Source organism: Hymenobacter sp. ISL-91 (assembly GCF_018613725.1).
Classification (GTDB): Bacteria; Bacteroidota; Bacteroidia; order Cytophagales; family Hymenobacteraceae; genus Hymenobacter.
Window position 1 is genome coordinate 81,472 of sequence record NZ_JAGGPS010000042.1, and the last position, 10,946, is coordinate 92,417.

9 protein-coding genes and 1 pseudogene are annotated in these 10,946 nt (G+C 56.3%); 7 read left to right on the forward strand and 3 right to left on the reverse strand.

Annotation, left to right across the window (positions count from 1 at the left end; genetic code table 11):
- Positions 1 to 326 precede the first annotated feature (326 nt).
- Positions 327 to 1,868 (forward strand): hypothetical protein, encoded by a 1,542-nt coding sequence (locus J7E24_RS16135; protein WP_215139149.1) that lies wholly within the window; start codon positions 327 to 329, stop codon positions 1,866 to 1,868.
- Between the two features lie 35 nt (positions 1,869 to 1,903).
- Here J7E24_RS16135 and J7E24_RS16140 read toward each other — a convergent pair.
- Positions 1,904 to 3,003, reverse strand: a protein-coding gene (locus tag J7E24_RS16140; RefSeq protein ID WP_215139150.1) for an IS3 family transposase whose coding sequence is annotated in 2 segments (ribosomal slippage) — positions 1,904 to 2,754 and positions 2,754 to 3,003 — 1,101 coding nt in all. Because the reading frame shifts where the segments join, the coding sequence is not laid out codon by codon here.
- A gap of 100 nt (positions 3,004 to 3,103) precedes the next feature.
- Here J7E24_RS16140 and J7E24_RS16145 point away from each other — a divergent pair.
- The gene (locus J7E24_RS16145) at positions 3,104 to 3,310 is read left to right on the forward strand and encodes a hypothetical protein (protein WP_215139151.1); all 207 of its coding nucleotides are present in this window, start codon (positions 3,104 to 3,106) and stop codon (positions 3,308 to 3,310) included.
- Positions 3,311 to 3,587: 277 nt separating this feature from the next.
- On the opposite strand, the gene J7E24_RS16150 is transcribed toward J7E24_RS16145, so the two are convergent.
- Positions 3,588 to 4,157 (reverse strand): hypothetical protein, encoded by a 570-nt coding sequence (locus J7E24_RS16150; protein ID WP_215139152.1) that lies wholly within the window; start codon positions 4,155 to 4,157, stop codon positions 3,588 to 3,590.
- Between the two features lie 306 nt (positions 4,158 to 4,463).
- Here J7E24_RS16150 and J7E24_RS16155 point away from each other — a divergent pair, with 306 nt between their 5' ends.
- Both J7E24_RS16155 and J7E24_RS16160 read left to right on the forward strand, forming a co-directional pair.
- Positions 4,464 to 5,036 carry a recombinase family protein gene (locus tag J7E24_RS16155; RefSeq protein ID WP_215139153.1) on the forward strand — a complete coding sequence of 191 codons (573 nt, stop codon included), beginning with the start codon at positions 4,464 to 4,466 and terminating at the stop codon, positions 5,034 to 5,036.
- A gap of 169 nt (positions 5,037 to 5,205) precedes the next feature.
- Positions 5,206 to 6,660: an FG-GAP-like repeat-containing protein gene (locus J7E24_RS16160; protein WP_215139154.1), complete on the forward strand. Its 1,455-nt coding sequence runs from the start codon at positions 5,206 to 5,208 to the stop codon at positions 6,658 to 6,660.
- Between the two features lie 197 nt (positions 6,661 to 6,857).
- Here J7E24_RS16160 and J7E24_RS16165 read toward each other — a convergent pair whose 3' ends face one another.
- Positions 6,858 to 7,580, reverse strand: coding sequence for an outer membrane beta-barrel protein (locus J7E24_RS16165; RefSeq protein WP_215139155.1), 723 nt, complete (start codon positions 7,578 to 7,580; stop codon positions 6,858 to 6,860).
- Positions 7,581 to 7,829: 249 nt separating this feature from the next.
- Between J7E24_RS16165 and J7E24_RS16170 the strand changes: the two are divergent.
- From J7E24_RS16170 to J7E24_RS16180, 3 genes and pseudogenes are all read left to right on the forward strand, one after another.
- Positions 7,830 to 8,426 (forward strand): annotated as a pseudogene (locus J7E24_RS16170) (recombinase family protein); the annotation flags it as partial.
- Positions 8,427 to 8,824: 398 nt separating this feature from the next.
- A complete protein-coding gene (locus tag J7E24_RS16175; protein WP_215139157.1) occupies positions 8,825 to 10,363 on the forward strand; it encodes a Fic family protein in 1,539 nt (512 codons plus the stop codon).
- Between the two features lie 56 nt (positions 10,364 to 10,419).
- Positions 10,420 to 10,770 carry a hypothetical protein gene (locus J7E24_RS16180; RefSeq protein WP_215139158.1) on the forward strand — a complete coding sequence of 117 codons (351 nt, stop codon included), beginning with the start codon at positions 10,420 to 10,422 and terminating at the stop codon, positions 10,768 to 10,770.
- Positions 10,771 to 10,946: the final 176 nt, after the last annotated feature.

The following is a 10,946-nucleotide window of genomic DNA, read 5'->3' on the forward strand; positions in this document are numbered from 1 at the left end:
GCTGATTCCATTCGAGAAACTACTGTTTCTCGAATGGAATCAGCATAAGCCTCTTCCGCCCCGAGAAGGGTGTTTTTGCGGCCGGTTTTGGAGAGGGTTTTTCGAACGCATTTTTCACGCCTCGTTCCAAGTGATTTTCAAGCTGATTTCGACGACTTACTTGAAGCCTCTTTTGGAGTATTAGATACACTATATGCTCTTAACGGGAATTTCTGTTCCTACTATTGTGCTACCCCGATATCGCTGCAGGTTACAACCTGCCATATGCCAGACTACCCCACCATCGCTTGCACGACCCTTCACAATTACTCGTCGTCCTCTCCTTTATGCGCTCCGTTCTGCTAGTCACCTTTGATCAGATTTATCAAGAACCCATTCTACCCAAGGAGGAATATTTGGTCGGAATAGACCGCGAGACTTTGCTCCGAATCGCCAGCTATTTATTGAATCTACACGCCGCTGAGGACTTTCGTGTAACCTTCCCGCGCATCTTCGGTTCGCATAGCCGGGACGAGGCCACACGTATTTTTCGCCGCTTGGAACAGCTGGAGCGCACGTCTCATTCGATGATCAGTATCATCGCGCCGGAATCAGCCCTGAAGCTATTTCAACTGATTTTCCCGCGACCTGATGAACCGTGTACGCAGAGTGAGGCCGAAATGGAAGGCAATATTTTCCGGCTCTTTTTTGCTGTTAACTCCGAGGTAGTTGCCGCCGAAAATACCTCACTGGATAATGCCCCGGAATTACCGGGTGTCGATCCGATAGCACGATTGGCGCTACTGAACAGCCATGCCCGGTTTGACATTACCCATGAGGGCGTTGAACGGCTCATGATTAGCCAGATGGCAAAATCCATTCAGCTGTTCACGTTTATGGAAGAACGGGAGAAATATCACCTTCTGTTGGCAGCTTTTTTAGAAGCCTTCCGGTGCGGAACCTGGCAGGAGTACAGCCAGCGCATTTTCAGCCTAATTAAGCTTATCTGGGATCAGATCAGTAGCAATTCCACCGGAACAATCATCGTAAAGGAGGAGGACGACCGCATATTTCTGGACAATTTCATCTTGGCCGAAGGCGCACACGTCATTACGGATGACTATTTCTCGGTTCGCGAACGTCCGTTGTTTAAAGTGGCGAATGACGAATACGTGGTAGTATATCCGCGATTCGTCGTTGAAATGCTCCACAAAGGCCTGTATTGGCGCTTTCAGAAACTAAATGAAGACTCTAGTCGGACGCTGCTGGGAGGGCAAGACTGGGCGGGGTTGTATAAAAAGGAATTCTCCGAAGAATACCTGCTCAACCCTATACTCGACAGCATCCTGACTAAACAGGGCACCGCCATCAGTGGGAAAGAACTGGAAGACAGCGGTGTGTTGGCTGCTGATGGGCATGTGGAACCTGACTATTATTTCAAAGCGACGAAACGCGTCATTTTGTTGGAATCCAAAGACGTCAATATCAACAAGCTGTTCAAGAACGGGGACGATTTCAACGGCTTTGTCGAGGAACTGCGCGATAAGTTCTACCGCCGCAGCAGTGCCCCGGTCACGAACAAGCTCAAAAAGACGGCTGTCTTACAGCTGCTGCGCAATATCCAGCGCCTGTTGTCGGGTGTGCCGAAATTCGACAAACCCATTGCCCAGCCAGCGCAGCTCATTATCTACCCCATTCTGCTTGTGCACGACTCGTTTTACAACATGCCAGGCCTGAATGCCGTGGTGGATTCCTGGCTTCAGCAGGAATTAATCAGGCTACGGCACGAAGGGATTATCGCCGTACATGGACGCATCCGCCCGCTGACCATCATCGATATCGACACGCTGATTACATACCAAGACCCGTTTGCTGAGAACAAACTGTAGGCTTCCCCGAGAAGTAGGCCAGTGAAAAGTAGAGGTCAGGCGGCTTGACGAAACTCGGTCGGGGTCATAAAGTGCAGCGCCTGGTGCGGGCGCAGGTGGTTGTAATCGTATTGCCACAAGCGACAGTGCTCGCGCACTTGCTGCAAGGTAGCGAAGAGGTAGCCGTTGAGCAGTTCGCGGCGAAATGAGCCGTTGAAGCGTTCCACATAGGCGTTTTGCGTGGGGCTGGCGGGTTGAATCCAGTGCAGGATAATGCCCTGGGAGCCACACCAGTTCTGTAGTGCCTGGCTGATAAATTCCGGGCCATTATCGACGCGCAGCCGCTCGGGCGGGCCGTGGCGTTCGACCAAGGTCTGTAGCAAACGCACGACGCGGGCGGCCGGCAGCGAGAAATCCACCTCGATACCCAGCACTTCGCGATTCCAGTCCTCGACCACGTTGAGCGTCCGAAAGCGCCGCCCGTCGGTCAAGGCGTCGCTCATAAAGTCCATCGACCAGCACTGGTTCGCTGACTCGGGCACAGCCAGCGGCTGGCGGACGCGCTCAGGCAAGCGGCGTTTCTTGCGCCGCTTGCTCAGTTGCAGGCGCTGGGCCTGATAGAGCCGCCACATCCGCTTGTGGTTGAGCAGCAGGCCGTCTTTGCGCAGCCGGTGGTAATATTTCCAAAAGCCCCAGCCCGCGTGACGTTTGACCAACGCCAGCAGCGCGTCCATGACGAGCGCGTCGGCCGCCTGCCGTTGGGCTTGGTCGCCCCGGCCGGGCGGCGTAGCGTAGCTGTCGCGGGCCAGTCCCACCAGGGCACAGGCCCGCCGCCGGCTCAGCCCCCGCGCCACGGCGTGCTGGGCCACGGCCCGCCGCTCGGCCGGGGCGACTACTTTTTTCGCAGCACCTCCTTGACTACCTGGTTTTCCAGGCTCAGGTCAGCCACTAGCTGCTTGAGTCGGCGGTTTTCTTCTTCCAGATGCTTGAGGCGTTGCAGCTCGGTCAGCTCCAGGCCACCGTACTTGCTCTTCCACTGATAAAACGTGGGCTCACTAATGCTGTGCTCGCGGCAGATCTGGACCACGGTTTGGCCCTGGCCTTGCTGGCGCAGGATGCCGATGATTTGGGCTTCACTAAAGCGACTCTTTTTCATGGGTAGGAGGAAAAGGATGGGAAAAGATACCCCCTTCCTCTACTTTTCACTGGCCTACTTCTCGGGGAAGCGTACAAAACGACTACGGCTGCTAGACACTTTGGAAGCCTATGCGGTGTACGGCAAGGCCCGTGTTACCAACAAGCCCCTCCGAAGCCAGGCCGCCCTCAACCACTACCTGTCCCAGAGCACAAAACCCTTCTCGACCTTTCTGCTGGAATACGCGCGGGAACGCAATATTTCGCCGGTTTCCGATACACAGTTAAGCATAATCAAGGACTTTCTGAGCAACGCGCAACGCCCGTAGCACCCTCTCTCGCGTCGTCGTAGGTACAGGAAATTTTTACATCAAATTTGTTCAATGACCTAAACAATTCACTCACAAGCAATAATTGAGGAAGGACGAGTGTAATGAGGAGAGTGCAGATTGCACAAAGTAGAGCCAAAGAAGTTGTCTAGTGTTCCAACCTCTGAGTTACTGACCATCTTGCAAACCGAGCTATCACAGCTTATTCTAGAGTTTGCATAAATTTTAAAATGATTCTACGAAAAGATAGGCGCTCAGCCCGCCTTTTTTTATTGATCTAAGGTATTTTCAATACCCTTTTCACCAACAAAAACTCAGATTTTGCGACTACCATAGGTATTTCGCGCTCTTGTAACATCAGCGCAAGACTCAGCCTATGCCTGCCGTCAACTACATCAAATACATCATCAAACAGATGTCGATAATGGGGCGGCACTAATTCTTGTCCAGCATTCCATTCGCTCAATATTTTATAACACTGCGTTTCCTGGAACAGATGCTCTTCTTCAAGATATGCCTCTCTATTTTCCTCATCTAATGAATCCAATATATTCTGGATTGGAACAATCAGCGTAGTATGCCCTTGTGCAATGAAAGTCTCTTGTGAAGCGCCCACATTGGGCATGTTATACCAACTAAAACCCTGTTCCTTGAAGTCATCTACAGTAGGGTTAAGCTTCCATAGGGGTTTGACCATTATAACACTGTGTGAGGCTGCTTCACGAATCCGCTTGAACTCGTTGATTTGCGCGGCGCGCTCTGCAATCATTGAATGATAACTATTAAGATCGGCCCCTACCTCTTTGTGTTCGGGCAGTTTTTTCTTTAATTCTTTCCCTTGGTCCATATGATAGCATCTTTAAATACAGCAAAGGCTGTGTGTTGTAATACTTGCATTTAAGCCTCTCAGTTAGCATCAAGATGATCAGAGTTTTTATTAACCACTTATACCGGTGGCCCGCAACAGACTCGCTAGTTGCGGCCTTAGTTAATTTGGTACAATGGTTAATCAAGCCACTACGGATTGGTGGGATTCAGAAAGGTACACCTTCCAGGCCCCCATCAATCAGTAGCGGCTCGTCCTGGAAATGAGGGGTCAGAAAGTGGGGCCAGCCAGGTATCTTCGTGGCCCCACCTTATTGACCCATCTGCCATGAATTTCGGTTACGCCCGCGTCTCAGCCAAAGACCAGCACCTCGATACCCAACTCGCCCAACTCCAGGCCGCCGGCGTTGACCGGGTGTTTGAGGAAAAGATCAGCGGCGCCACCATCCAACGGCCGATGCTCACCGAAATGCTCTCCAGGCTGCGGACCGGCGATACGGTGACCGTGGCACGCTTGAACCGCTTGGGCCGTAACAGTGCCCACATCATGCAACTGGTGGCCGAGCTGCACGAGCGCCAGGTGCGCTTCGTCGCCTTGGACCTGGGCATCGATACGGCCACGCCGGCCGGCCGGCTGGTGCTGGGCATCTTCGCCGCGCTGGCCGAGTACGACCGCGAGAGCATCCGCGAGCGGGCGACAGCCGGCATTGCCCTGGCCAAAGCACAGGGCAAGCATCTGGGCCGTCGTCCGGGCGTGGACGCGGGTAAGCTGGCCAAGGTGCAGGCTTGCCTGACCGCCGGCATGTCGGTGCACCAGACCGTGGCTGCCACGGGTGTGAGCGAGTCCAGCGTCAAGCGCTACCGCCGCCAGGTAGAATTGCGCAGCTCAGACGCGCAATAAGGCAAGACAATTCCGCTTGTCGGGTTTCGCGCTCGATACCGACCTATTCTGTCCAGCTGAATTAGACCACCTCACCCCTAGCGCTTCCGTGTCATTCAGCAGGACGCTCCCTTATCTTCCAGCGACTTTTGCCCCCTTGGATTTATTACCTTAAGGTACCCCGATTACCATGCGCCATAAGCTACTTACCGGAATACTGTATTTCTCCTCCCTGTTCATAGTTGTTCGCGCGCAACACTTCGCACCCGTAATCACTTACTCGGTAGGCACTCCCGCCAGTAACCCTCGAGGTATTGCGACAGGCGACTTGGACCGGGATGGTTATGCCGATATCGTTACCGCTAATTACGCGTCAAGGCAGGTCGGAGTATTGCTTAATCAACGTAATGGCACCTTTGCACCGGTTGTACACTATGCTTTAGGAACTGATAATAGTCCCTATGACATCACGATCGGGGACTTCAATCAGGATGGCTATCCAGACGTGGCGACAGCTAACTACACTAGCCAAACGGTGAGCGTGTTGCTCAACAAGCAAGATGGTACGCTTGCCCCTCCCGTTATGTACGCAATTGCGGGCGACAATTACCCCCAGAGCCTTGTGGCTGCCGACGTGAACCGGGATGGTTATCCAGACCTAGTCGCTGCTAATCTGGGTAACACGACGATCAGCGTGTTTATAAACCGTAGAGACGGCACGTTTGCCTTTCCTAATTCCTATCCGATAGCACCTAGTAGCCTCAGCCTTAGTTTGGCGGTGGGCGACTTAAATCAAGATGGCTACATCGATATTATCACAGCTTGTTATTGCCCTACCGATAACAGTGTGGGCGTACTGCTCAACCAGCGGGACGGCACGTTCGCCGCCCTCGTGCGCTACCCGCTGGCTGTCAATAGCCAGCCATATGGCATAACCGTGGGCGACGTGAATGGGGATTCTTACGTGGATGTCGTTACCGCCAACTTAGGCAACAATACGGTGGGCGTGCTTTTGAACCAACAGAATGGGACGCTTGGCCCCGCGCTTTCGTATGCAACCGGCAGCGGTAGTCAGCCCTCTAGTGTTGCCCTGGCTGACGTGGATGGTAATAACCAACCCGATATGGTGGGCAGTAATATTGGTACAAGTACCGTTGGCCTGTTAATTCAACGTCCAGATGGACAGTTCTCTGCCACGACAACCTATTCTACGGGGGAGCGAAGTGAACCAGGCCGCATGGCAGTAGTCGATGTAAATAAGGACGGTAGAGTCGATATTCTTACGGCCAATAGCGCTACGGGAACAGTTGGCGTATTACTCAGCCAGTTACCGTTGACCAGCCTGCCTTCCCGTTTTGTCAGGCCCGTCACCGTAAGTTTTTATCCTAACCCTACCACCAGTGGCAGACCGTTCGTGATTGCTATGACAAAGCTGCCCCAAGCAGCACGGTTTCTAGAAATTACCTTCAGCAATAGTCTTGGGCAACTGGTTGCCCGCTCTACCGTGGCAGTAAATGACCCAGGACAAGTGCAGTTGCCTACCCCCGTATTGGCAAGTGGCTTGTACTTGGTTCGCATCGTCAATCGGGCAGCAGATTACACTATCGTTGGTGTAACGTCGGCGCGATGGTTGAGCGTCCAGTAGCGACGTAAAGCAGTGTAAGAAAAGGGTTGCAGCGGTCTAGATGGGCTAAATGACATGAAAAATCGGTGATTTTAAACACCCTCCGTCTTCCAAATAGGGGCTGATAAGGGCCCGTTATCGGAGCCTAGCCGGTGACTGCCCTTTCGACCGTTTTCTTGGATGCTGCGCCTGAGCTTATGCTATGAAAAAGGATGGGGTTATAGCCGATAGGTCAGCCCCAGCCGGAATGCTTGCAAATAAGCCTCACCAACCACCCCTGCCTGATTTTTCCGATAGTTGGTTAATCCGTGCGAATAGCCCAGCGCCAGCCCGATGTGCTTGTAGTACGTCGTCAAATTGACGCGAGCCCGCAAATCCAGGTCGGGATGGCCATGGTTGAGGCTGGTAGAATAGGTGCTGAAGTCGGATTTCGCCTTCCCTTCTTCGTGGCTGCGAAGCAGAAAGCTTACTTCCGGACCGGCGGTCAGGTCTACCTGCGTGCTTTTGACGGCAAAACGGTGGCCAAAGAATGGATGCGTAGTAATGCCGTGGTTAACTAAAGAAGTATACCCGGTGGAGCTAGTGCCGAAATCGTGCTGGTCGAAGACATTATGAATCCGAGTTCGACTGCTGAGCACTTCGTAGCCGGTTTGCAGCCCCCAGACGCTGCCTTTGGCCGTAACCCGCTGCACCTGCGCCGCCAGCCCGTAGGATAATCCCAACGTGGTGCCGTACGGGTTCTCCGTATAAGGTTCTTCCCGGTCGGAAATAAGGAATTCATCAAGCGGGTCCGGCACCAAAATCACGGAACCGTCCCCAGCGGCACCACTGCCCCGATAAGCCGCGAATCCCGAGGTAAGGTGAAGAGAATATTCGGTGCTCTGCCCGTAGCCAAGGCGAGCAGTTAAAAGACTGAATACAAGAAGGGTAAAAAGCTTCATAACGTTAAAACGGGGGTTAGGTGGAGCCAGAATTCTGGTTCTACTCGCTTGAGTGGTTTGGGGAGGCAATAGTTGCGTCGTTGATGTAATAAAAACAGCTCCTTTCCGTGAACCGCTAAACTAAACGCCCCGCAAGTTGCACCAAAGATTGGAACGGCCCTTTGGTGTCTATGCCGAGTTTAAGAAACTCGTCTACCAATCAAAGTTTACGAAATGCCGTTAGCAGATGAGTTTCGTAAACTCCCCTGTATGAAGATTGGCTACGCCCGCGTTTCAACCCGCGACCAGAATTTAGAACTCCAGCTCGACGCCTTGACCCAAGCCGGCTGCGAGCTTATCTACCAGGAGAAAGCCTCCGGCGCCCTGGCCGCGCGGGTGGAACTCGACAAGCTCTTGGTGCAGGTGCGCCCGGGCGACACAGTATACATCTACAAGCTCGACCGGTTGGGCCGCTCGCTCAAGCACCTGCTCGACCTAGTGGCCGAGTTGCAGCGCCGCAACATTGGCTTGATTTCCCTGACCGACGCCATCAATACCCACTCGGCTCAGGGCCGGTTGGTGCTCAACCTGTTTGCTTCGCTGGCCGAGTTCGAGCGCGAGCTGATTCGCGAGCGCACCCTGGCCGGGCTGGCTGCGGCCCGTGCCCGGGGCCGCGTCGGCGGACGCAAGCCGGGCCTTTCAGTAGAAGCCCAGCGCACGGCCCGCGCGGCCGAACTGCTCTACAAAGCCCGGGAGTTGAGCGTCGACGACATGGCCCGCAGCCTGCGCATCTGCAAGGCCACCTTCTACAAGTACCTGCACCACCGCGGCGTGGCCCTGCACGCCCAGCCCTTGCCCAGTCCCGTGACCGCACCGGCAGCGTAAGCCCCTAGGCTACCAGCGGTGCGGCGATTAGGCGCGCTATTCTCCGCACAATATGCGGCGAATAGTAATGGGCGGCGGCGGTGCTATGCGTCGCTTATACCGTTGGTCCTCTGCCTGCGCCGTGCCCTGCGCAATGAAACTCCACGACCGTTACCGCTCGTTGCAGGCCCCCGCCGTGGTCAAGCCATGGTTGCGCGGCCGGTGTACGCCTGCATGGCGCTGGAGGACCGGACTGCTGGCGCGGCTGGAGGCCCTCTACGAGCAAACAGACCCGGCGCCCCCAACGGATGCACCCAAGTCTTGTTCCACGGCGGGGAGGGGTGGGCCAAGCGCAATCGCTCCATCGGCCGTATCTTCGTAAGCGTTTTTCACCTATCCAGATGCTTCCTACGTCCTTTTCACGGCCCGTAACTGTTTTTCACGGCCGCACGGCGCCCGAGCCGGGCGTGCTTGTAGGCTATGGGGCCGTGATTGAAGCCCTTCAGCTGCCGGTGCCGCTGCCCCGTGAACTGGCCCTGATCAGCGCCAAGCGCCGGCAGTACCATGTGGCAGGATGGCGCGTCTTCACCCCGCGGCACGCCCCCACAGACACGCTCTGGGCGCACCTGGTTTTTGCCCTCAAATACGAAGGACTGGACCTGCTCTTTTTCAACCAGTTGTTCACGCAGTTGCCGGCGTCTACCGTCGAGCAATGGGTGCGGCACGCCCCACAGAGCCGCTACGCCCGGACGGTGTGGTTTCTCTACGAATGGCTGCTGGCCTGCCGCCTGGACTTGCCCGACCTACTGCAGGGCAACTACGTGCCGGTGGTTGATGAGCAGCTGCAGTACGCTGCGGCAACGGGTGTGTCCGTGCCCCGGCAGCGCCTGCGCAACAACCTGCCGGGGGTAGCGGGCTTCTGCCCGTTGGTGCACAAATCAGCGAAGATAGAGCAGTATCTGGCCCGCGACCTGGCCGGCCGCGCAGCGCATGTGCTGCGCGGTCTGCACGCCGACGTGTTGGTCCGGACCTCCGCTTTTCTGCTGCTGAAGGATTCCAAGGCTTCTTTCACCATCGAAGGGGAACAGCCGGCGCCTACCCGGGCCCTGCGTTGGGGACGGGCCATCGGCCAGGCCGGGCAGCACCCGCTCAGCCACGAGGAACTGCTGCGCCTGCAGCAGCTCGTCATCGAAAACAGCCGCTTTGTGCGCCTGGGCTACCGGACCGAAGGCGGCTTTGTCGGCGAACACGACCGGCAGACGGGCGAGCCAATTCCGGACCACGTCTCGGCTCGCTGGCAGGACCTGGAAAGTCTGATGGGCGGGTTGCTCGCCGCGGCGGCCCACCTGGAAACGGCAGGCTATCCGCCGGTGTTGACGGCCGCCGCCCTCGCCTTTGGCTTTGTCTTCGTCCACCCCTTCGTCGACGGCAACGGGCGGGTGCACCGCTACCTGATTCACCACCTGCTGGCCCGGCAGGGGTTCACGCCCCCCGGCATCATCTTCCCGGTTTCCGCCGCCATTCTCGCGCACCTGCCCGCGTACCGGCAGGTACTGGAGGGGTATTCGCACGCCGTGCTGGAGTTCATTCCCTGGCAGAAGACGGCAGACCACAACGTGGAGGTACTCGCCGATACGAGCGCGTACTACCGCTACTTTGACGCCACCGCGCAGGCCGAGTTCCTCTTCGATTGCGTGGCCTACACCCTGGAGAAGACCATTCCCCAGGAAGTGGCCTATCTACAGCGCTACGATGCGCTCAAGGCCTGGCTGGACGAGCGATTCCAGATGCCCGACAAGCTGGTGGCCGTGCTGATCCGTTTCCTGGAGCAGAATCAGGGGCTTCTCTCGAAACGGGCCCGCGAAAAGGAGTTTGCGCTGCTGACGCCCGAAGAGGCCGAGCAAATCCAGCAGCAGTACGCGCTACATTTCCTTGAGTAAGCACCCGTTCATTGAAAGGAGCCGTACACTCGCTCACGTTTTAGCAGCCGACTCCCATGGACATTCGCACCCCCGCCGATTACCAGCAGGCCCTGGACCAGTTCACGGCCTGGATGGACCACGAACCCGCCGACCTGACGCCCATGCTCGCGCTGCGCGACGCCATCAGCGCCTACGAGAAGGGCCAGGGCTACGAACTGCCCGCCCCCCAGACCCTGGTGGGGCGCTTGGAACTGGAGATGTACCGGCGCAAGCTCAACAAGAAAAACCTGGCCGCCCTGCTCGACATCCCGGCCTCGCGCCTGAGCGACGTGTTGCAGGGCCGACGCATCAACCTAGACCTGGCCAAGCGCCTCTACAAGCGCCTGGGTATTCCCGCCGACTTCATTTTAAGTAGTGTTGCATAAGTAAACGGGTGGTACGTATGGGCGTATCTTTGGGCCATGATTTTAGCCCCTCTGCCGCTGACAGCCCTCGAAATAACCACCCTGGAAGCGGCTTGTGCCCGGGGGCCGCACCCGCGCATGCGCCGCCGGGCGCAGGCCGTGCTGGGCCACCATCGCGGGGCCAGCATCAGTTCCTT

Coding starts and splice junctions, on each gene's coding strand:
- J7E24_RS16175 (WP_215139157.1), top strand. CDS start 8,825: ATGCTTCCTACGTCCTTTTCACGGCCCGTAACTGTTTTTCACGGCCGC.
- J7E24_RS16180 (WP_215139158.1), top strand. CDS start 10,420: ATGGACATTCGCACCCCCGCCGATTACCAGCAGGCCCTGGACCAGTTC.
- J7E24_RS16165 (WP_215139155.1), bottom strand. CDS start 7,580: ATGAAGCTTTTTACCCTTCTTGTATTCAGTCTTTTAACTGCTCGCCTT.
- J7E24_RS16135 (WP_215139149.1), top strand. CDS start 327: ATGCGCTCCGTTCTGCTAGTCACCTTTGATCAGATTTATCAAGAACCC.
- J7E24_RS16150 (WP_215139152.1), bottom strand. CDS start 4,157: ATGGACCAAGGGAAAGAATTAAAGAAAAAACTGCCCGAACACAAAGAG.
- J7E24_RS16160 (WP_215139154.1), top strand. CDS start 5,206: ATGCGCCATAAGCTACTTACCGGAATACTGTATTTCTCCTCCCTGTTC.
- J7E24_RS16155 (WP_215139153.1), top strand. CDS start 4,464: ATGAATTTCGGTTACGCCCGCGTCTCAGCCAAAGACCAGCACCTCGAT.